This is a genomic window from Petrocella atlantisensis, from assembly GCF_900538275.1.
Lineage (GTDB): Bacteria > Bacillota > Clostridia > Lachnospirales > Vallitaleaceae > Petrocella > Petrocella atlantisensis.
In genome coordinates, this window is record NZ_LR130778.1 from 1,797,466 (window position 1) to 1,820,416 (window position 22,951).

Sequence of the window (22,951 nt, forward strand, 5' to 3'; positions counted from 1 at the left end):
CCTCCTATTTATATGTTTGATTTAATAATAAACCAGAACCGCCAAGTTCTATGGTATCTCTGCCCAACTTACTGTTGTATACTAAAACGCCAAGTCCTGTATCGATGGCTTGATATAAACTATCCGCAAATGCCCTATCTCGCTCATGATGAGGCCTAAAACTGTGAATATGTTCTATCTGAATCAAGAAACATACATAATTTTTATAGCCTTCTTTCATACCTTTTACTAATTCATTAATATGTTTGGTGCCTCTTATGGTAGGTGCATCCGGAAAAAGAGCTAAGCCTGCCTCTTCCAAAGTTACCCCTTTCACTTCAATAAAACCCTTTTCCAAACCTTTTTCATAGTAAATATCAAATCTGGATGTACCATAGGTCACTTCTCGACTGGCGTGGGAAACTTGTCCAATTTCCCTGATTTCTCCGGCAATGAGCGCTTCATAGATGACTTGATTTGGTACTTGAGAATCAATATTCACCAAGACATCACCTTTATAGATACCAATCAATGAATACCTGGTTTTTCTGTTAGGGTTGTCACTTTTTTCAAGATAGACTTTGACACCTTCTATAAATAATTCCTGACAGCGTCCTGTGTTTTTTACATGTACCTCTTCAGACTTACCATCTATAAATACTTTCGCAATGAAGCGATTTAAACGTTTGACAAATATGCCTTCTACAATGTTTTTGTATCTCATTATTTTAACCTTTCTTTACAGCGCTATAATAAATATAGCATATGGCCTTCTTTTGTCAACTGCCTCGTTTTGCGCTTTCTAATATAACAAAGGAAGCTACAAACCTTGAGGCTGTAGCTTCCTAAAATAATTTAATATTTTAATGGTTTATTACATTGGCATAAGTGCTGCAAACTCTTCAACTGTTGCATCACGCATATAGGCATCAATAATTTGTCTACCTAGTGGGTTTAACTCTTCTGTGTTGAACTTTACAAGTTCTCGTTTGAAGAAGTCTGTAAGAAGCTTTGCACCGGCATCATAAGCTTCATCTCCGATGTTAACTTGATGATTTGTGCGCAATAAACCTTTGGGAATATTATGACCATCTATTCTAAGTGATTTTGGTGAATAACCAAGGGTTGAGCATCTTGATTCTACCAATTGATCTGGTCGGAATTTGGCACTACCCTTTCTTGCTAGGTACTCCCGATCCAACCATTCTGCAATAAAGCCTACCTTAAATGAACCAATATGTTGATTTGGGATTAAAACATATTTTGTGTTCGGTGTATTTTGAATCTGTTCTAACAAGAGATTCGCTTGTGTAACCATTTTGCCTGTTGCAAAAGGCCAGTAAGAACCAACACCTTCGCTACTCATACCACCTGTATCTACAATACTTGGATTCGCATGGCCTCTAGGTGCCACAAGTCGCCACAACCAAGCAAGGGCCGGTGGTAATATATGTAACATACCAACAATACCATAAGTGATTTTATCTTTTGTAAGAGGGGGCATACGAACACCAAAGGAACGAACATCTACCTCAACAGGGTCAGAAATAACGTCTGGAACAAAATGTCTTGGCATAATTACCCTTGGATTTGGACAAGGTACCCCAGGTGCATCCATTTTATGTTCCCATATTAATATAGTAGAGTCCGGAGCACCATCCATATTAAGGAAAATCAATGGTTCTGGTGGATGTATGGTTAGTTTCTCATGTTCAATAGAAGTACCATATTCTTTAATATGGTCAAATCTTAAAAACCAACCGGCTTCAGCATCTGTTACCACAAGCTTACTACCGTTTTGGTAGGAGGGGTGACATAACGCCATGTCATCCGTAACTGGATGCAATTCACATGTATCACCAAGTTCAAGGTATAAACTGTCTTCCGTTATAAGATCAACGCCGAGTAAAACACTACCATCTGACTCACGATGCACTTCCTCGATCATCTCTGATTTACCACCACCGCTGGCACCTTCATGCATAATCACTACAGAGTTGTCATAAGGTGTGGTAACGCGAACCGTTGAAGCATGAGCTGTAATCCAACCTTCCTTCTCACCAATTGATAACAAGATACCATAAACACCTTTTTTAGCACTTGGTCCAGGATATAGGTTAAAAGAATAAACTTCATGAAGGTTATCCAAACGGTTATGTACAACAACTTGTTTGCCATCATAATGTGTGTGCCTAAATACAGGCGCAAGATAAATCACTGCCTTAGGTTCAAATCCTTCACGTAATTCATCAGCCGGTATAAAGCCTTGAAGGTCCGCTAAACCACCGGTAAAGAAAGCTGCATTTTTAGGTCCAATAAGGATAGACTCATAACCACCATGCTTGGCATCCCCTGAAATAAAAGGTAACACAATCAAGTCTTGGGTCTTCAGCCATTCAAAGGTTTCTTTTCTTACCCCTTCGAAGCTTTCACCGAATTTCTCTTTGTATGTTAATTTGTCAGTCGGTAGGTCATCACCTATGTACATGCAATTAGGATCTCTTCTTCGCATATAGGATTCCACATAGTTTACGGATACACCATTTTTACAACGTACAACTTCAACTTCTTCAACAAGCCCTAATCCTTCGACTTCATAATTTACCTTGAAAATCTGTTGACCATTCCCAGTCGCCATATCAAGTATATGGGCTCGGCTTTCAGGGACCGTTACTGATTTTGCGTTTGCAACTATATCCGCTGCGTTTGCATCAAATCTAAACTTTGACAATACGTTTTTACTCATATAATCCTCCTTGAATAATGTGTTGTGGTCTAATACCACTTCCATTGCATCATATATTTTTGTTCTCTACAGCATGTTATATATTTACAGGTCTGATCTAAATCATCCTGAATGTTACCCAAATCAGTTTTGGTTCATTGTTTATAGAAAAAAAGCCCCTGTCAAACTATTTGCGTCTGACTAAGTGGCAACCTTACAACCTGTCATATCAATTATTAGAATTATTGCATTCTCCGTTTTTGCAAGTTTTATAAAATTAAAATTCATTTTTCGTATTATTTGCCTCTAGTAATAATTTATAAGTTATAGAGGAATTCATAGTCTTTATTCCGGTTGTTCTCTTGATGTATCGAATTTTTAATGTATACTTTTTCTAAAAAAAACTCATTATATCGCCAACTTATAGCAAAAACATACTAACCTTTTGCTTGTATCTATAGTTAATTAATTAACTATCTGGCTTTATATATTATTGTATTCATCTAAAATAATAGCACAATCAACCTTGTTTTGCAAGTGAATTTACTTCTTCTTTGCATCTTTGTCAAAAACAAACCCACTAACCAAGTTTTCATACTGGGTTAATGGGTTTACTAATCGACTCTCTTCCTATTAAATGGTATCCGTTTTGCAACCATTCAAATTCTATGCTTCATATTTTAGGAATATCCTCTTTGACCTTATTATAAATTTGTATCGTCTATCTGATTTAGTAGTGCCCATACTTTATCGATTACTTTTTGGACAGTGCCTTCATGAAAGGGATTATCCAGTTCTGCAGACTCAAGTAATCTTAAGAAAGACTTGCTACCGCCTTGATTACATAGATTCAGGTAATCCTCCCATGCTTTTTTTGAGTCTTGGGTTGATTTTACATGAAACTGTACGGCACAAATCAAAGCCAAAGTATAGTCTATATAGTAGAAGGGTACTCTAAAGATGTGCCCTTGTCTAAACCAGTAACCACCACGCCTTAGAAAGTCATTGTCATCATAGTCGATCTCGGGTCTGTATTTGTTATCAATCTCTAACCATTTTTGCTTTCTTTGTTCCGGTGTTGCTTGCGGATATTCATAGACCCAGTGTTGAAACTCATCAACGGCAACACCATAAGGTATAAATTCTATAGGTTTACTTGAATGATCGTAGATAAATTTCTCATAATCCTCTCCAAAAAAGCGCTCCATCCATGGATAAGTTAAGTACTCCATACTCATAGAGTGAATCTCGCATGCCTCTAACGTAGGGAATTGATACTCACTGACTTCGTAGCCTCGACTTTGGTACACTTGAAAAGCATGACCGGCTTCGTGGGTCAAGACCACCACATCATGATCTGTACCATTAAAATTAGCAAATATATAGGGTGCTTGATAATCCGACATATATGTACAATAGCCGCCTGGTCTTTTTCCGTCACGACTGGCCAAATCCATAAGGTTATTTCCCATCATATACTTAAAGAAATCATGGGTCTGAGGTGATAATTCACGGTACATTTTTCCTGCTTCTTCTACCATGTAGGCTTCATCGCCTGCCGGTTTAGGGTTGCCTGTGTTAAAATACAGTGGCGCGTCATAGTAATAGAGGTGATCTAGGCCAATACGTTTGGCTTGCTTTTTCTTAAGCTCAAGTCTTAGTGGTGTAATATACTCATAAACCTGCTCACGAAATTTTTTCACATCATCCGGTCCATAGTCCGTACGCTGAAGTTTATCGTAACCAAACTGGATATAATTCTCATAGCCGAGCTTAACCGCTATTTTGTGTCTTAGCTTTACCAACTTATCGTAAATATCATCAAACTCTGCTTCGTGATCTTCAAAAAAGCGAGTAACTGCTTTTTGCGCTTCGATACGGGTAGCTCTATCATAATCACTGATAAAAGGCGTCATGGTGGACAGATTGTAATCTTTGCCTCTAAATTCAATCTTAGCATTACCTACAAGCATGCTGTAACTTGTAATTAATCGGTTTTCTTCTTGTAAGTCTTCAATAATAGTATCTGAAAAAGTCTTAACCGCTAAAGTAGCCAGATTCATCAGATGTTCGCCATAATGGGCTTTGATTTCCTCTTGCATAGGTGAGTGAACCAGCTTTTGATAAAATTTATGAACGATGCCTTCCATAATTGGGCTTGCGTTGTTTTGATATTCATTTTCTGCTTTATAGAATTCATCTTTCATGTTAATGGAGAATCGAATACTGGCTAAAGTACTCATGGTCTCAACTTCATTACGTATCCTATAAATTTCTTTTATGGCCAAATCCAGTGCCTCTATAGAAGTAGCCTCTTCCATGATAGCAAATTGCTTTTCCATCGCTATATTAACTTCATCAAGATCTATTCTCTTATATTCATAATCATTAAAATTCATATTACACCTCATTTTCTTCTTATTATATCATAAAAAAGCACCTTTATATCACGATATAAGTGATAAAAAAGTGCTTTACAATGTTCCTGGCGGGATTCGAACCCACGGCCCCTCGCTTAGGAGGCGAGTGCTCTATCCTACTGAGCTACAGAAACATATTTATAAATCTAATATAATCTATGCCTTATAAGGGAACATACTATGAGATTATACTAAATTCATAGATAAAAGACAAGTGGTTTCAGCTATAACTTGGTATCCCTAAGTATGTATCCTCTACTATAGCTTCTTATCAAAATCAAATTCAATCTTACCATGAACCCATCCCGAACCTTTAAAACGCATCCCAAGTGTAGGATAACCAATCATATCTTTACTGTTAATAAAGACGTCTAACGAAATAGACATGCAACGAATTTTTAATCTAAAAATTTCCTCATTGGTATTATTATTATGAAAAACACCAATATCCTCAATATCGCCTAGCAACGAATATATGTCATCATGATCACCGACTGGAACAAAAAAGCCTTCAAGTACTGTTAATATGTCTTCGTTTTGAAGCCTTTCTTGTAAGATTTCTGTGGCTTCTGTGGCTTCCTCATCCAATATGGTCATGGCTTCTTCATCGCCTTTTCTTGCTTGTTCCAAGAGTTCTTCACGGATCATCTCTTCTTCTTTTTCAAGGAGTAGATCTGTATCGTCTTTCTCTATAGGTAGAATAACTGTGCCTTCAGTACAATATACAACCAGATGGATACCATTCACATAGATATGGTCATGTTTCTCAGCCATTTTATATTCAACCAGGTTTTGGACAAAAAAGGATATCGGTGTTCCCGACTTAATTTCTTCGCAAAAACCATGGTATACATCTTGTCGATTCAGTTTTATAACATCCACTTCATGGGTATTGGTCAAAAATCTCCCTTGAGCATAGGGAAGCAAAGCATGCACATTTAATGCCTTATTTTCTTCAATACTGCCTCTCACCATTAGGCCAAAATCATCGCCATAACTTTTATAATATTCTACATTTAGGATGCCGGATTCAGACTCCCAAACAAATTTTTCTGTTGGATCTTTAATGGTTTCAGCGACCATACCTTCCGCCTTATCCTTAGTATCAAATTCAGTAAAGCCAAGCGCTCTTATATAAAGAATCATATTATCACCTTTTTCTATCAACAAAACATGCCTCATTCTCATCTTGTGTAAAAACACTATAGCACTAACCCTATTTTTTGTCTATACTTTTGAAGGCTATGCATAAATGAAAACATCATAAAACGTTACAAGCCATCTTTATAAAAACGCTTGTAACGTTTAGGTATTCTTAAAACTCTAATCTTTTGTCTTCTTTTAGGTTTGTGAACTTATTGCTTGAAGTCTAAACAGCTTAATACCATTATCCCAAGTCGCTTGAGTGACTTCTTCTGTGGTAAGTCCTTTGATTTTTGCAATCTCTTCTATGATATAAGGTAGCATGCTGGAATCATTTCTTTGCCCCCTAAAAGGCATGGGAGCAAGATAAGGTGCATCCGTTTCTACCAATAGGTTTTCAATCGGAACCTCACGTACTACCTCGACTAATTTCTTAGCATTCTTAAAAGTAATAACACCACCAATACCTATATAATAACCCAGCTTCACATAACGAAGTGCTGTTTCTACACTACCACTGAAACAATGGATGACCCCGCCTACCTTATGACCTTTATTTTCAAATAATACATCATAGGTGTCTTTAGAAGCCTCGCGGCTATGAATAATCATAGGCAAATCAAGATCTACAGCCAACTTGATTTGATGTCTAAACCACAACTTCTGCACCTCATGGGGTACTGTATCATAATGATAGTCTAAACCAATCTCACCGATGGCTACAACCTTCTCATATACAGACATAGCCAGAAGCAACTCGAGATCATGTTCTTTCATGGTTTGTACATCATGAGGATGTACACCTATTGACGTGTAGATGCTCGAATGCATTTTGGCAAGTTCAAGGGATTGCCTTGAACTCTTCATACTCGAAGCAGTGTTGATGATGATACCTACACCTGTTTCTTTTACTTTTTTTAATATAGCTTCCCGATCCTCCGAAAAGCTTTTATCATCATAATGGGCATGACTTTCAAATATCATGGAATCACTTCCTCTTCTACCTCACTTCGCTACCGGAGGCTATATCACCATCAACAGTACCAAGCTTAAGGTTTCCTTCTTGATCACTTGCTGCAAGTATCATGCCTTCTGATAAAACGCCTCTTAAATTAACGGGCTTAAGGTTTGTCACGACAATCAGCTTCTTCCCAATCATTTGTGCCGGTTCATAAGCATTTGCTATTCCGGATACAATCTGTCTGACTTCTTCACCGATTTTTATCTGTGAGACCAATAACTTATTGGCATCCGGATGCTTCTCACATGCAATGACTTCACCAATCTTCATAACCACTTTTGCAAAATCATCAATACCGATTTCTTCTACTACAACTGGTGGCTTCTCTTTTTTCTTCTGTTGTTTTTGTTTCTTAGGCTTATCATCTAGTTCTTCTGCTAGAGCAGGATTGATTTCTATAAGTTTTTGTTTTTCATCAATTCTGGCAAACAAAACTTCCGCAACACCTACATGTTCACCCACCACTGTTCCTACAAATGTCTGAATAGAATCCCAATCTTTATTGGATGCGTTAATCTGATCTAATATTTTCGATGCCGTTTCGGGCATGAAAGCAGACAATAAAACTGCTGAGATTCGAATGCTTTCAAGTAGGTTATAAAGAACCGTACCAAGACGCTCTTTTTGTGCTTCATCTTTTGCGAGAATCCAAGGACAGGTTTCATCGATGTATTTATTGCTTCTTCTAAGCAAGGTCCAGATGGCATCCATGGCTTCAGCGACTTTTAGCTGATCCATCTTCTCCGCCACTTTACCAGGTGTTTTTAGAGCCAGATCCGTGAGTTCATGGTCGATAGCTTCTGCTTTTGAAGGCGGTTGAATAACACCATCAAAGTATTTCGTTACCATAGCGACGGTTCTATTGACCAGATTCCCTAAAATATTAGCAAGATCCGAATTCGTTCTGGCAATGAGAAGCTCATAAGTTAGTGTACCATCTTGAGCAAATGGCATTTCATGCAACACAAAATAACGCACCGCATCCACACCAAAATGCTTAACAAGTTCTTCAGCGTAGACAACATTACCTAAGGATTTGGACATTTTATCTTGACCCACCATTAGCCAAGGGTGTCCAAAAACTTGCTTAGGTAGTGGTACATTAAGGGCCATCAACATGATCGGCCAATAGATTGTATGGAATCTAAGTATGTCTTTTCCGATGATGTGCACATCCGCCGGCCAGTATTTATTGAATAATAAACCACTTTCGCCTTCAGGATTATAGTTTAGTCCTGTGATATAATTGCTAAGTGCATCAATCCAAACATAAATGACATGGCCTTCATCGAAAGTCACAGGAACGCCCCAATCAAAAGATGTTCTTGAAACACAAAGGTCCTGAAGACCGCTTTTTAAGAAATTATTAACCATTTCATTTTTACGGGATTCAGGCTGTATAAATTCAGGATGGCTCTCAATATGATCCATCAATCGTTTTTCATATTTGCTAAGTTTTAGAAAATAAGCTTCTTCACTGGTTCTTTCTACCGGTCTGCCACAGTCCGGACAGACATTTTCTTCAAGTTGTGACTCCGTGAAGAAGGATTCACAAGGTGTACAATACCAGCCTTCGTAACTGCCTTTGTAGATATCCCCTTGGTCATAAAGTCTTTTGAAGATCTTCTGAACGGTTTTCTCATGTTCTTCATCTGTTGTTCGTATGAACTTATCATAACTCGTGTTCATAAAATCCCATATATGTCTAACTTCTCCTGCGATTTTATCCACATGGGCCTGGGGTGTTATACCTTCTTCTTGTGCTTGCAGTTGTATTTTCTGACCATGCTCATCGGTACCGGTCATAAAGAAGACATCATAGCCTTCTAGCCTTTTAAATCTGGCAATGGCATCTGTTAGAACCGCCTCATATGTATTGCCTATATGGGGTGTTTTGGACGTATATGCTATAGCCGTTGTGATATAGTATGTTTTCTGGCTCATCAAGGTTCCTCCAATATTTATTAAATGACACATGATTAATACATCATATCTAAGTTTTAACATGTCATTTTTCTATCCCCATTATATATGTAACGACTCTAAAAAGCAAGGTTTCAAAGCCCTAGAGTCAATGGGCAATCTTCTTGGACTGGGCTTTTTGTAGAAAATCATACGCTTTCTTATAGTCTCCAAGTTCAAAATAGCACTTACTTAATTCTTCATAGATCATGGATACAATCGTATAGCAGGTCTCATCACTGTAAATCTCAATCGCTTTTTCAAGATAAACAATGGCTTTTTCATATTCTCCTTTGTTCAAAAAGGCAGAACCAAGCACCCGATTGTATCTGGCCAAACTATAGTTGTCATAGTCAATAACATCTACTTTACTACTGTCTTCAATGATGCCATCATAGTCCGCTTCTATAAGCTTAAGGTACATCGTTTGTACTTCTCGGCTTGCGAGAATCTTATTAACCAAATCTTTGCTTTTTTTATGATACGTTTTGGCAAGTTCAATATCCAGGAGGTAGCCACAGACTTCAGCCAATTGTGCATATACTTTATATAGGTATATATCTGATTCCAAGAGCAATTCATTCTCATATTTCAATATCTTTTCATAAGCTGCTTTGGCTTTTTCATTATCCCCTTCAGTCATATATTGATTCCCCAAATACATATAACTGTTCATATATAAATCCATCATCATTTTGCTGCGCATTACAATAGGATTGTGGATCGATTGTTGTTCAATAAGTTTCACACTGGCTACATAGTCCTTGGCTTCATTTAAAGCCATAAGTTCTACAATAATATTAGACAAGCTTAAGTCTTTGTGATTCTCATCCATAAAATAACCCACTGATTTTCCCAATTGTTTGGCCAAATACTCCATTGTCTTCATGGATGGCGTGGCTTGATCGTTCTCTATCTGACTCAGCATATTTCGGGTAATAAAATCACCGGCAAGCTCCTTTTGTGTCATTTGTAAATGTAGTCTGATTTCACGGATTTTCTGTCCTAGTGTCATGTCCTTCATCTGGTCACCTCCTTCAAAATATTACGTATGGTTAAAGGCTCAAAACTATATAGTTTCGATACTTTACCTAACTATGTAAATCTAATTTACTTTTAGTGTACCATTATACCCTGTATTTGGCAATAAAAACCTTTGCTTGACATTATATTTGCAAACGTATACAATAATAGTAAATGATATTTACTTAGTTATGAGAGGGGGATGTCTTGTGTCAGATTGGTGGGAACAACTTAATTCATTACAAAGATTTTTCTATTTTATCGCAATACCTTCTACTGTTATACTCATTATACAATCCATCCTAACACTGATTGGATTCGGTCTGGATACAGATATGGATTTAGATGGGGATATGGATTTCGGCGGTGATGCTGCTTCTGAGTTTGACATGGATTTGGATTCCGGTCCGGGTGGTGACTTTGAATCCTTAAGTGGTATGGCTGATTTTCGTTTTGTAACCTTTAGAGGGTTAATTGCCTTTGCCACCATGTTTGGTTGGATTGGCGCTGCTTTTGCAAGTACTTCTGTGCATTTTGCTATCACCTTGCTACTGGCGCTCGCGGCCGGCTTGTTTAGTATGTTTGTTATTGCATTACTGTTTTATGGTATAGCAAAACTTCAATCCAGTGGCAATTTGAATTACAGACTGGCTATCGGCAAAGAGGCACAAGTTTACATACCAATACCAGGTAATAAAAAAGGGCAAGGCAAAATTCAACTCATGCTTCAAGAACGCTTGGTTGAAGTCGATGCCATCACTGAAGAAAAAGAAGCCATTAGCACCGGTGAAACCATTCTTATTGTGGATATGTTAAATGCGACAACCATGGTGGTTGAGCGTTTAAAATAAATAAAGGCACATCATTGTGTCAAAACATATTAAAGGAGAGAGCATATGGAAATATTAATTGGTTTAGTAATTTTTGTCATACTGGTCTTCATGACGATAATGGCATTATTATCAAGGTACAAAAAGTGCCCGTCTGACAGAATACTGGTTGTGTATGGTAAAGTTGGTAAAGGTGCTTCAGGTGCCAACAAAAGTGCCAAATGTATTCATGGTGGTGCTGCATTTATTTGGCCGATCATTCAAAGCTATGAATTTTTAAGTTTGACACCCATATCTATTAGTGTCGATCTAAAAAATGCACTTAGTAAACAGAACATAAGAATTGATGTGCCATCTAGATTTACAGTTGGTGTTTCAACAGAATCAGGTATTATGCAAAACGCTGCTGAAAGACTTTTAGGCCTTAAGCAAGCAGAGATCGAAGAACTGGCAAAAGATATTATCTTTGGTCAGCTACGTTTGGTTGTTGCAACGATGGATATTGAAGAGATTAATACGGACAGAGATAAGTTCTTAACAGCTGTCTCAAACAATGTGGAATCCGAACTCAAAAAAATCGGTCTACGGTTGATTAACGTTAACGTTACAGACATTAAAGATGAATCCGGTTACATTGAAGCACTTGGTAAAGAAGCTGCTGCAAAAGCCATCAATGATGCCAAAAAATCCGTTGCCGAAAAAAATAGAGACGGATCTATCGGACAAGCTCAGGCTCAACAAGATGAACGTGTTCAGGTTGCCACTGCCAATTCATTAGCCATTCAAGGTGAAAATGAAGCTAAGGTTACTGTTGCTAATTCCGATGCCCTAAGAAGAGAACGTGAGGCTGAAGCACTAAGACGTGCAACTGCTTCTGAAAAAGTTCAGAATGCAAAAGCCCTTGAAGAAGCTTACTCTGCTGAGGAAGCTGCCGAAAAAGCTAGAGCTGCAAGAGAAAAAGCGACCAAAGAGGCCGATATACTTGTTGAAGCTGAGATTGACAAAGCACGCGTGGAGATTGCTGCTGAAGCCATGGCAGAACAAACCCGTCGTCATGCAAAAGGTGAGGCGGATGCAACCTTCTTCAAAATGGATGCACAAGCCCGCGGTATCCAAGAGATTCTTACCAAACAAGCCAATGGATATGACAAGCTTGTCAAAGCTGCCGGCGATCCAAACTCAGCCATCAAACTTATTCTTGCTGATAAGATTGAAGATCTTGTTAAAACGCAAGTGGAAGCCATTAAGAATATCAAAATTGACAAAGTTACTGTTTGGGACAGTGGTGCTCATGCGGCTAATGGTGAAAAATCATCAACTGCTGGTTTCCTCTCCGGACTTATGAAATCCATACCACCTATGCAAGAGATGTTTGATATGGCCGGCATGGACCTACCAAGCTACCTTGGAACCAAACAAGGTGATTCTCCAGTGGATGTGGATGAACCAGAAGTACCCAAGGCTCCAGTTAACGAAGAATAGAATCTGAACAAAGAGGCGACGCTTCAACGCATTAACATAGCATAGAATTTCCTAGAGAAGTACAAAAAAGGGATTGCCACGAGTGCAATCCCTTTTTTATATATATTTTTCTGCTCTATTCTACATTTTAGAATACTTATAGATTAAGACTCTTTATTTGCACTGAAAAATTCTTGCACACTATTTAGTGCCTTGACCAGAACATCCAGTTGTTCACCTTCAAGACGTTTCATGATGGCCTTAATCATCTCATCATGAAAAACTTCATGATGCTTGTATGCATGCATACCTTTTTCTGTCAAAGACACCAAAACTACGCGTCGATCTTTCGCCGAACGCATCCTCTTGACATAACCTTTTTTCACAAGATTGTTGATTGCAATGGTCAGTGTACCAACTGTAACTTCCAGTGATTTGGCTATTGAAGACATATTTTTTTTCTGACTCAGACCAATCATTTCGATAACATGCATATCATTTAAGGATATATCCTTAAAATCATCTGTTATTAAGGCTTTTTCTTCATATGTAAGTATATTATTAAACAGCTTAACCAATAGATCATTTAGTGCATCATAGGCTTCATTCAATGCGCTCACCAACTTTACTTTGATAATCAAAGTATATCGAATCTTCCATCATCTGTCAATTCATTTAGAAACATAAATAACCTTAAGTAAAATACTGTTTTACTTAAGGTTATTTATTGTAGCAAGCTATATATAAGTTTAAATGATGTTATAGCAAACCAATCATATCTTTAACAGAATCAAAGGAGTAACTTGCTCTTGTTTCACTGTTTTGGTAGTCCGCTTTTTTTGTTTCTCCTGAATATACCAACACCGTTGTAATCCCTGCATTGATGCCTGTTTTGATATCTGTATAAAGACGATCACCAACCATAATCATATCCGCTTTATTCAGACCATATTTTAATGCAATACTTTCCACAACTTCCTTATTGGGCTTTCCCATGACCTTCGGTCGCTTACCCGTAGAGGCTTCAATCAAAGCAGCCATTGCACCGGCATCCGGCATATATTTATTATTAGGCAGAGGACAATTAAAGTCCGGATGAGTGGCAATGTATGTAGCACCTTCTGATATGTATTCACAGGCAATCCAGAGCTTTTCATAGGTTAATGTCGTGTCAAATCCAAGAACAACATAATCCACTTCTTGATTTCTTTCTTTCACCAAAGTGAATCCGGCTTTTTCAAATTCTTCTTCCAATGATTTTGTACCTAGTAAAAAAACTTTTGCACCCTCTTTATATTTCTTAAGATATATAGTTGTTGCTTCTCCAGATGTGAAAACCTCTTCTTCTGCTATGTGAAGGCCTAAACGAGTCAACTTATCTACATAGGCACTTTTATTTTTCGAAGAATTGTTTGTAAGGAAGATATATCTTTTTCCCTCACTTTTAATCCTCGCCAAAAACTCTTTCGAACCTTCAATCAACTCTTCACCTAGAAAGATCGTGCCATCCATATCCAGTAAATAGACTGTTTTTTCTTTTAATGTGTTCAATATCAGACCTCCTAATCCTTTTCATCTTTAACTTGTTGATTACCATCGCTAAGTAATCCTAGTGGGTATCATCTGCCTTTACTTAATTTTCCCTTAGGATTTCTAAGCTCTTGGCTTCGCCTAATCCACCGCAGATGAAAAATCCTTTTCATCTTTAACTTGTGGATTACCATCGCTAAGTAATCCTAGTGGGTATCATCTGCCTTTACTTAATTTTCCCTTAGGATTTCTAAGCTCTTGGCTTCGCCTAATCCACCGCAGATGAAAAATCCTTTTCATCTTTAACTTGTGGATTACCATCGCTAAGTAATCCTAGTGGGAAAATTAAGTATTAACTAAATAGATTTAATGTAAATAGTGCAGCACTTTCTGAGTAGGTTACTAATAGTAGGACAATAAGAAGGGCTGCAATAAATGGCCATACTTCTTTTATAAAGTCTTCTAGTTTTACATTGACGATGGAACACACGGTAAACATCATGGATCCAAAAGGCGGTGTTAAACCACCAATCATAATGTTTACGATAAAAATCATTCCAAAGTGTATCGGATCAACGCCGAACATCTTAACGGCAGGTACAAGTAAGGGTGCTAGGATAACGAGCGCTGCTCCACCTTCAATGAACATACCAATGAAGAGTAATAAAACATTGATAACAATTAGTAAGACAAAAGGACTATCGGTCATATTGACTAGGAATTCCGTTATCATTTGTGGGATTCTTTCTAACGTTAAATAATAACCAAAAACTTTTGCACTGGCAATAATGGCCATTACGGCACCGGTACTTTTTACAGTATCCATTAGAATCAATGGAATGTGCTCAAGTTTTAACTTTTTATAAACAAAGAATCCAACGATTGCAGCAAATACAACCGCAATACCTCCTGCTTCTGTAGGTGTAAAGACACCAAAACGCATCCCCATAATAATGGCAAAAGGAATAAAAAGTGCCCATATGGATTTGATAAACTGTTTAAATATTGTCAACGGTGAACACATTTTCTCACGACTGGGCTGATAATTTCTTCTGACCGAGATAATATGTACAGCTATCATCAGTGCTACTGCCATCAAAATCCCCGGCATATAGGCCGCTAAGAACATATCACCTACTGAAACGTTAGCAATTAAAGCATATAATATTAAGTTGGTCCCTGGCGGTATAACAGGGCTAATTGCTGAGGATGCTGCTGTTATGGCTGCTGAGAAAGGCTTTGAGAACCCTTTTCTCTCCATTTCTGGGACAAGTATCTTGGATTGCATAGCCGCATCTGCATTCGCAGAACCAGATATTCCACCCATTAATGCACTAAGTAAGACATTAACTTGAGCCAAGCCACCTTTTGTGTGACCAACCAAGACATCGGCAAAGTCCATCAAGGCCTTACTAATGCCGGAATGGTTCATAACAGATCCGACCATAATGAAAAAGGGTACCGCTAAATATGGAAAGGATTCGACAGCGGTTACAAATTGTTGGACCACCATTTGTATAGGCATAGATGAATTGATAAATACAAAATAGAAAAGAGATGCACCCATAAGGGCAAAGGCTATTGGAATATTAAGAAAAAACAAGATAAAGAGTACGGCTATTGGTAATAAAGCTTCCATAATTAATTGCCCTCCTTATGATCAGTGAGCTGCTCTAATTGTTCTTCAAGTAGATGCTCATCTAAGTCATCTTCAATATCTAGATTAATGTCATGGTTGATAAACATCTTTCTAAAACTTTGTACTAAGAAATAAATGGAGTAAATCGAAATCAAACCAAAAGACATAATAATCGAGGCATAAATATATTTATATGATACCTCAAGAGCTGCTGTAACCTTTGTGGAGCCTTGAAAATATAGAATACTGTAATAGAACATGGTACTTGATAAAACCGTAATAACAAGAGATGTTATAAATACAACAGCCGGTTTTCCTTTTTCGGGTACCAAATTCGTAAGAACTTCCACACCTATTAGCCCTTTGGTTTTATATGCATTGGCTAATCCCAAGAAAATTGTCCATACAAAGCATCCAACTGCAACTTCTTCTGTCCATGTAAAGGTAACCTGTATGAAATACCTTGTAATAACGTTCATGATAACAAGAACCGATGTGATCGATAAGAATATAGATCCTAGATATAGCTCAAAATGTACACCAATATGCCTTAAATGTTTATTCATTGTGACCTCCTATTTTATTCTTTTTCATCTTTAGACCTTAATAACGTTCCTCCTATCGCTATAGGAGGAACGCTATAAAGTTAAAGATTAAAACTATGACTGATTTATTATTATTAATTTGCTTTAATTTTTTCTAGTTCAGCAAGTATGGATTCATAGATGCCTGGCGTCCAGTTTTCAAATTTTGTATATACAGGTGCTGCTGCTTTTTGAAATGCATCTGAATCTACTTCATGGAAAGTTACACCTTCAGCTTTTAGAAGTTCAGCCATTTCACCTTCTGCTTTAACGGTTTCATCTAAATTATCTTGCATACCTTTTTCAAATTCTTCTGTAAGGATTGTTTGTTCTTCTTCTGTTAATTTATCCCAGAGCTTTGTTGAAATTGAAACCGCTGAAACACCTAATAAATGATTGGTTAAAGAGTATTCTTTAACGTTTTCATATTGTTTAGTTCCGTAGTATGTCATGATTGAACCTTCAATACCGTCAAGAACGCCTTGTTGAATCGCTGCATAAGTATCAGGATAAGGCATTGCTACTGGATTTCCACCCATTGCTTCAATTGTATATGTATACAACTGGCTGGTGGGAACACGAATGTTCAGACCCTTCATGTCTTCTGGTTTTGTTATTGGAGTTTTTGTCATCATACTTCTAAAACCAAATACCCAGTCCAAAGAGAGTACTTTAATGCCATAATCTGCTTCGATTTTCTGATTCATCTCTTGTACAAGTGGTGTTTTGGTCATAGCAAAATACTCATCAAAATTTTTGTATAAGAATGGGCCGGTTACTGCATTGTAATCCGGTACATAGTCGCCAAGGAAGTTAACGCCATCAACCAAAATCCAGTCAGACCCTTGAACGATTTGCTCCATACCATCTTTACCGATTGGTAGAACGCCATTAGTAAAAAGTTGTAATTCAAGTGAGCCACCACTTCTTTCATTGATTGCATCAACAACTTTAACTAAAGAAATAGCTGTTTGCTCATTATCAACAAATTTTGTACTTACTGTGATTACCTTTTTTTCTACAGGTGTTGCTGGTGTTTCTGTTGTTGTTTCTTCAGTTGCTGGTGTTGCTGGTGTTGTTTCAGCAACAGGTGCTTCTTTTGCCCCACAACCTGCTAGTGACAAAATTAGAACCAATGCCATTAAAATTGATAAAAACTTCTTCATTTTACTTCCTCCCGATTTGAATGTTTTTTTGATACTATCTTGCTTCATGCTGCATTTAGTACTATAAAAACTATATAGCTATTTAATAAAAACAACAATCAACTATCCTGTTTTTTTGTTGAATAATATGAACACACTTCATAATTTATGTCTTTTCATGTATTTATAAACATTAAATTCACTTTTATCTTCTATTCTATGGATAATTTATACAGTTACTCTTTCTTAGAGAACAAGAAAAAAAGCCTCAAAGGCTTTAACCTTTGAGACTTTATCCATAATCCTATATTATTGTTTAGGAAATCATCGTCGCTTCCTTATTGTTGATACGGGTCATGCAATAGTGGATGATATCACTTCTTTTGATGATACCAATGAAAATATTCTGATCATCGACAACTGGCACATAAGCTTGTGTCGATGCCATATCAATAATTGAATCGATACTAGATCCAATGGAAATAGCGTTAATATTATAGTGACGCTTAATTTTTCTTAAGCTTTGCTGTTCAATAATCTCTATGCTGTAGTTACAATGGTCTTTTAGATGCCAAAGTATATCACCTTCAGATAACGTGTCAACATACCGTCCCTTTTCGTCTAATACCGGCAAACTCGTGTACTTATGTTGTTTCATAACTTCTAGAGCTTGCCCCACTGTGAACTTCTTTTCAAGTGTGATAACTTCACTCTTTGGTGTTAAAAAAAACGCAACATTCATTAACTCACCCTTTCTAAACTCAACCTAATACATTTACACTCTATTACAATTATAGCATATTAATATGAATGGAATATGTAAAAACTATATAAAAACTATTAACAAGGAAAAGTGGTGAAGCCACGTTATGAGCTTTGCTCATATTTCCGAACTGTTCATAAGAAAGTATCTTTGACGCATCATGTCAGTCTTCAAGACATAATGCTAATTATTATACTTTCTTATAGAACAAGGCAAAGCGACTTTGTCGCGTTTTGCTTGCAAATCGTTCATGATAGGGAAAGTGGTGAAGCCACGTTTCGAGTTATGCTCCCAAGAAAAGTTTACTTACAAATGCTTTCAATGTTACTGCGTTGCCACCTGAACGCTCTATTTCTTTGACAATCGCCGATCCGACAATAACACCATCTGCAATTAATTCCAGCCGTTTGACGTCTTCATAATTTGTGATTCCAAATCCAATAGCTACCGGCAAACGTGTCTGAGATTTAACATCGTTAATATAGTCCTCAATATCGTTTGCAAACTCTGAAGTACGACCTGTAACACCTAAGGATGAGACACAATAGACAAATCCATTACAATCACTGGTAATAAATGGTACTCTATCTTTTGAAGTTGGCGCCACTAAAGGTATCATCTCTACACCGTATTTTTTCATATATGGCAATACTGCCTCTCGTTCTTCATAGGGAATATCCGGAATAATTAAGCCGTCAATACCCACCTTTGCGCATCTTGCAATAAATTTTTCTACGCCGTAAACCATCAATGTGTTGGCATACATAAGAAAAAGCAACGGTATATCGGTAGCATTCCTACACCTTGCTGCAAGGTCAAATACTTGCTCTACTGTTACACCGTTAGCCAAGGCTCTTGTGGAAGCTGCTTGAATAACCGGTCCGTCTGCCAATGGATCCGAATATGGAACACCGATTTCTACAATGTCTGAACCGCCTTCAATCAAAGCTTTGACCAATTCAAAAGTCTGATCGATACTCGGATCTCCCGCAGTCAAAAAACTGATATGGGCTTTTTTACCTTCTTTTCTTAATTTCTCAAAAGTTGCTTCTATTCGATTCATATGATTGCCTCCTATTTGTTTAGTTTTTCAAGACCCGTCTTGCCGTCTCTAAAATAGTCCATAACAGTATGTGTATCTTTGTCGCCTCGTCCGGAAAGATTGATGACAATAAGTTCTTCAGGCTTCATTGTTGGGGCAATTTTCATAGCATATGCTATAGCATGAGAGCTTTCAAGGGCTGGAATTATTCCTTCTATCTTTGACAATACTTCAAAACCGTCTAATGCTTCTTGATCCGTGATCATTTCATATGTTGCTCTTTTAACATCTTGTAGATAGGCATGTTCCGGTCCGACACCAGGATAATCAAGTCCTGCAGATATGGAATGCGCCGGTATAATATTCCCGTTTTCATCTGTAAGTAGCATCGTTTTCATGCCATGAAGAACACCTAACGTACCCCCTGCTGCTTTATTAAGTACCACAGCATGCTTACCTGACTTTACACCTAGGCCAGCGGCCTCAATACCAATTAGATCAACTTCAAGGTCCTCAACAAAGGGATAAAATATGCCCATCGCATTGCTACCACCACCTACACAAGCAATAATTTTATCCGGTAGTCGTCCTTCTTTTTCAAGTATTTGTCTTCTGGTCTCATCGCCAATAACCCTTTGAAAATCTCGAACCATCGTCGGATAAGGATGAGGCCCGACCACAGATCCTATGACATAGAAGGTATCTTCCACCGTCCTCACCCATTCTCTAATGGCTTCATTGGTCGCATCCTTAAGGGTTGCGGTCCCTGAAGTGACTGTAACGACCTTAGCTCCCAAAAGTTCCATCCTAAATACGTTTAATTGTTGTCTTTGAACATCTTCTTCACCCATAAAAACAGTGCACTCCATGCCAAAAAGTGCCGCACCGGTTGCTGTGGCAACACCGTGCTGCCCTGCTCCCGTTTCTGCTATCACCTTTTTCTTTCCCATTCTTTTTGCTAAAAGAATTTGGCCAAGTACATTATTGATCTTATGTGCGCCTGTATGATTAAGATCTTCCCTTTTTAAGTAGATTTTGGCACCTTTTAAAGTCTCTGTTAAACGCTGTGCAAAATATAAAGGTGTTTCTCTGCCAACATATTCTTTAAGATAATAGCGATACTCATCCATAAAAGTTTTATCTTTTGAGTACTTTTCAAAAGCCGCTTCTAATTCCTTTAAGGGATACATGAGCGCTTCCGGTACATACTGCCCGCCAAACTGTCCAAAATTCTTATTCATCTTCCATTTCCTCCTCGTAATGCTTAATTTTGTTAAATAACATATCCACTTTTAAGGGATCTTTCATTAAGTTTGTTTCTAGTCCGGAATTAAAATCCAACACATCCGGAACTAAGTTTTCCAAGACGGATAAAATATTATCTGGTGATAATCCGCCTGCTAATATCAATTTCTTGGGTATATCTCCGTATTCATTGACCCACTGATGATTAAAAGAGTGACCTGTACCACCTGTTGAGCCTTTATAGTATGTATCAAGTAGTATCCCGTCACAATCGGGGTATTGCTTAATCTGCATTAAACTTGTCTTGTTTTCAACCGGTATACTTTTCCATACTTCTATAGGTATTTTTATTACTTCATCATTGGTTTCTTTGCCATGAAGCTGCACCACATCCAAATCACATTCTACGATAGCCCTATAAATCTCTTCGTAAGTAGCATCCACAAAAACACCAACCACCTTAATGTCTTTACGCATCATAGACCTTAATTTTTTTCCTTTTTCCAAGGTCACTTGTCGTTTACTCGGTGCAAAAATCAGACCCATATAGTCCACCGGATATCTATTGACCAATGCGACTTCCTCTTGGGTTTTTATCCCACAAATCTTAACGTCAAACATCTTAGCCATTATATGCCTCCTTAAAGGCTTTCGCCATCAGACCGATATCCCCACGCATAAAGCTTTCGCCCACCAATATGCCATCTATATCAACTTTTTTTAAAATAGCAACATCTTCCGGTTTATGTATGCCACTTTCACTTATGACCAATCGATCTTTGGGCACATAACGCCTTAGCTTTAATGTGGTTCCTAGATCTGTTTTGAAGGTTTTTAGATTTCGATTGTTGATACCTATAATCCTAACATCTCCTTTAAGAGCTCGCCTAATTTCATCCTTCGTGTGTGTTTCTACCAATACGTCCATGCCAAGACTTTTAGCCAACATGCTGTACTCTCTTAGCTGTACATCCGTAAGAATGGCTACAATCAATAGGATACAACTTGCGCCAATGGCTCTTGCATGATAGATCTGATTGGCTTGAACAATAAAATCTTTATACAAAATAGGTAAATCAACTGTGTTTGCCACTTTAGAAAGATAGCGGGCATGACCCATAAAAAAATCTTCCTCTGTCAAAACAGAGATAGCATCCACTGAATGTGCATACTCCTTTGCTAGAGTAACCGGATCAAAATCCTCTTTTATCAAACCTTTAGATGGTGATGCTTTTTTTATTTCTCCAATTATAGATAGGCCATTTCTTGCCATCGCATCATAAAAGGAGGGTGGTGTTTTGGTCATGGCTATTTGCTGTATCAACGCTTCGATTATTAAGGGTTGATCTATTAGCCTTTTTTCTTTTTGTTTAACAATATCTTTTAAAAATAATCTTTTTGACATAAATTCACCTCTTACCTAAAATTCTTGAGTTTTAGCAACAAATGCTTCAAGTTTTGATATGGCAAGTCCCGTGTCGATCATCTGCTTTGCTAGCTCTATACCTTCCTTTATATCTTTTACCTTATCCGCTATATATAGTGCCGCACCTGCATTTAATACCAAAATATCTCGCTTAGCACCTCTAATTTCTCCATTTAAAACTTGCTTAAGAATTTGAGCATTTTCTATGGCATCCCCACCTTGAAGTTCTTCTAGAGTGGCCCTATTAATACCATAGTCTTCCGGTTTGATGGTATAGTTTATAATCTTACCATCTCTAAGCTCAGACACAAACGTCTCATCGGTTACCGTAATCTCATCTAGACCATCTTTTCCGTGGACCACCATAGCTTTTTGTACACCCAAGGCTTGAAGCACTCTGGCAAAAGTATCTGTCAACGCTTTGTCAAAAACGCCAAGGACTTGGGATTTTGCATTTGCAGGATTGGCTAATGGTCCCAACATATTAAAAATCGTTCTAAAACCTAAAGCTTTTCTGGTTGGACCCACATGACGCATAGCACTATGAAAAGTAGGTGCAAACAAAAACCCAATCTGTATTTCATCCACGCAACTCTTAACTTCTTCCGGTTTAAGATCTATTTTCACACCACAAGCTTCAAGAACATCCGCACATCCACATTTGCTGGATACCGAACGGTTACCATGCTTTACCACAGATACGCCGGCGGCGGCGGCTACTATCGCTACCGCTGTGGAAATATTATAAGTGCCACTGCTGTCGCCTCCTGTGCCACAAGTATCCAGCGTTTCCGGATCTTGCAAATCAATAGGCAATGCCTTTGCCCTTAGAACTTTAGCGCCGGCTACAATCTCTTGAATACTTTCTCCTTTAATTTTTAAAGCTGTCAAGAAACTGGCAATCTCAGCATCACACTTTTCGCCACTCATGATTTCATTCATATAGATCATCATTTGTTCTTCACTTAAATCTTGTCCAATCATCAATTGATCTAATAATTGATTTGCCATAG

20 protein-coding genes and 1 tRNA gene are annotated in these 22,951 nt (G+C 37.7%); 2 read left to right on the top strand and 19 right to left on the bottom strand.

Features of this window, described 5'->3' with window-relative positions:
• Positions 1-4: 4 nt before the first annotated feature.
• The 8 genes from sfsA to PATL70BA_RS08420 all read right to left on the bottom strand — a co-directional run bounded on the left by sfsA (position 5) and on the right by PATL70BA_RS08420 (position 10,274).
• A complete protein-coding gene (gene sfsA / locus PATL70BA_RS08385; protein ID WP_125136949.1) occupies positions 5-703 on the bottom strand; it encodes a DNA/RNA nuclease SfsA in 699 nt (232 codons plus the stop codon).
• Between the two features lie 150 nt (positions 704-853).
• Positions 854-2,725 carry a DUF4914 family protein gene (locus PATL70BA_RS08390; protein ID WP_125136950.1) on the bottom strand — a complete coding sequence of 624 codons (1,872 nt, stop codon included), beginning with the start codon at positions 2,723-2,725 and terminating at the stop codon, positions 854-856.
• Positions 2,726-3,408: 683 nt separating this feature from the next.
• Complete coding sequence (locus PATL70BA_RS08395; protein ID WP_125136951.1) at positions 3,409-5,103, bottom strand: M3 family oligoendopeptidase; 1,695 nt, start codon at positions 5,101-5,103, stop codon at positions 3,409-3,411.
• A gap of 81 nt (positions 5,104-5,184) precedes the next feature.
• A tRNA-Arg gene (locus PATL70BA_RS08400) sits at positions 5,185-5,258 on the bottom strand.
• A 124-nt stretch (positions 5,259-5,382) separates the two neighbouring features.
• Complete coding sequence (locus tag PATL70BA_RS08405) at positions 5,383-6,294, bottom strand: DUF3881 family protein (protein WP_172596176.1); 912 nt, start codon at positions 6,292-6,294, stop codon at positions 5,383-5,385.
• Between the two features lie 171 nt (positions 6,295-6,465).
• A complete protein-coding gene (locus PATL70BA_RS08410) occupies positions 6,466-7,251 on the bottom strand; it encodes a TatD family hydrolase (protein ID WP_125136953.1) in 786 nt (261 codons plus the stop codon).
• Between the two features lie 16 nt (positions 7,252-7,267).
• The gene (metG, locus tag PATL70BA_RS08415; RefSeq protein WP_125136954.1) at positions 7,268-9,232 is read right to left on the bottom strand and encodes a methionine--tRNA ligase; all 1,965 of its coding nucleotides are present in this window, start codon (positions 9,230-9,232) and stop codon (positions 7,268-7,270) included.
• A 127-nt stretch (positions 9,233-9,359) separates the two neighbouring features.
• Positions 9,360-10,274, bottom strand: coding sequence for a tetratricopeptide repeat protein (locus PATL70BA_RS08420; RefSeq protein WP_125136955.1), 915 nt, complete (start codon positions 10,272-10,274; stop codon positions 9,360-9,362).
• A 208-nt stretch (positions 10,275-10,482) separates the two neighbouring features.
• Between PATL70BA_RS08420 and PATL70BA_RS08425 the strand changes: the two genes are divergently transcribed.
• Together PATL70BA_RS08425 and PATL70BA_RS08430 are read left to right on the top strand one after the other, a co-directional pair.
• Positions 10,483-11,124, top strand: coding sequence for a hypothetical protein (locus PATL70BA_RS08425; protein ID WP_125136956.1), 642 nt, complete (start codon positions 10,483-10,485; stop codon positions 11,122-11,124).
• A 45-nt stretch (positions 11,125-11,169) separates the two neighbouring features.
• The gene (locus PATL70BA_RS08430; RefSeq protein WP_125136957.1) at positions 11,170-12,585 is read left to right on the top strand and encodes a flotillin family protein; all 1,416 of its coding nucleotides are present in this window, start codon (positions 11,170-11,172) and stop codon (positions 12,583-12,585) included.
• Positions 12,586-12,728: 143 nt separating this feature from the next.
• Here the strand turns inward: PATL70BA_RS08430 and PATL70BA_RS08435 are convergent, their stop codons facing one another.
• The 11 genes from PATL70BA_RS08435 to trpD all read right to left on the bottom strand — a co-directional run bounded on the left by PATL70BA_RS08435 (position 12,729) and on the right by trpD (position 22,949).
• Positions 12,729-13,205: a MarR family winged helix-turn-helix transcriptional regulator gene (locus PATL70BA_RS08435; protein ID WP_243115885.1), complete on the bottom strand. Its 477-nt coding sequence runs from the start codon at positions 13,203-13,205 to the stop codon at positions 12,729-12,731.
• Positions 13,206-13,323: 118 nt separating this feature from the next.
• Positions 13,324-14,115, bottom strand: a complete 792-nt coding sequence (locus tag PATL70BA_RS08440; protein ID WP_125136958.1) for an HAD-IIA family hydrolase — start codon at positions 14,113-14,115, stop codon at positions 13,324-13,326.
• Positions 14,116-14,446: 331 nt separating this feature from the next.
• On the bottom strand, positions 14,447-15,733 hold the full coding sequence (locus PATL70BA_RS08445; protein ID WP_125136959.1) for a TRAP transporter large permease: 1,287 nt from the start codon (positions 15,731-15,733) through the stop codon (positions 14,447-14,449).
• Positions 15,734-15,735: 2 nt separating this feature from the next.
• On the bottom strand, positions 15,736-16,299 hold the full coding sequence (locus PATL70BA_RS08450; RefSeq protein ID WP_125136960.1) for a TRAP transporter small permease: 564 nt from the start codon (positions 16,297-16,299) through the stop codon (positions 15,736-15,738).
• A gap of 113 nt (positions 16,300-16,412) precedes the next feature.
• Positions 16,413-17,483, bottom strand: coding sequence for a C4-dicarboxylate TRAP transporter substrate-binding protein (gene dctP, locus PATL70BA_RS08455; RefSeq protein ID WP_125136961.1), 1,071 nt, complete (start codon positions 17,481-17,483; stop codon positions 16,413-16,415).
• Between the two features lie 295 nt (positions 17,484-17,778).
• Entirely contained in the window at positions 17,779-18,204 is a 426-nt protein-coding gene (locus PATL70BA_RS08460) for a CBS domain-containing protein (protein WP_125136962.1), read from the bottom strand.
• A gap of 304 nt (positions 18,205-18,508) precedes the next feature.
• A complete protein-coding gene (trpA, locus tag PATL70BA_RS08465) occupies positions 18,509-19,288 on the bottom strand; it encodes a tryptophan synthase subunit alpha (protein ID WP_125136963.1) in 780 nt (259 codons plus the stop codon).
• Between the two features lie 11 nt (positions 19,289-19,299).
• Positions 19,300-20,508, bottom strand: a complete 1,209-nt coding sequence (gene trpB / locus PATL70BA_RS08470) for a tryptophan synthase subunit beta (protein ID WP_125136964.1) — start codon at positions 20,506-20,508, stop codon at positions 19,300-19,302.
• The gene (locus tag PATL70BA_RS08475) at positions 20,501-21,142 is read right to left on the bottom strand and encodes a phosphoribosylanthranilate isomerase (RefSeq protein ID WP_125136965.1); all 642 of its coding nucleotides are present in this window, start codon (positions 21,140-21,142) and stop codon (positions 20,501-20,503) included. The genes trpB and PATL70BA_RS08475 overlap by 8 nt, the downstream gene beginning before the upstream one ends.
• Positions 21,135-21,917 carry an indole-3-glycerol phosphate synthase TrpC gene (gene trpC, locus PATL70BA_RS08480; protein ID WP_125136966.1) on the bottom strand — a complete coding sequence of 261 codons (783 nt, stop codon included), beginning with the start codon at positions 21,915-21,917 and terminating at the stop codon, positions 21,135-21,137. The genes PATL70BA_RS08475 and trpC overlap by 8 nt, the downstream gene beginning before the upstream one ends.
• Before the next feature lie 15 nt (positions 21,918-21,932).
• Positions 21,933-22,949, bottom strand: a complete 1,017-nt coding sequence (gene trpD / locus PATL70BA_RS08485) for an anthranilate phosphoribosyltransferase (RefSeq protein ID WP_125136967.1) — start codon at positions 22,947-22,949, stop codon at positions 21,933-21,935.
• Positions 22,950-22,951: the final 2 nt, after the last annotated feature.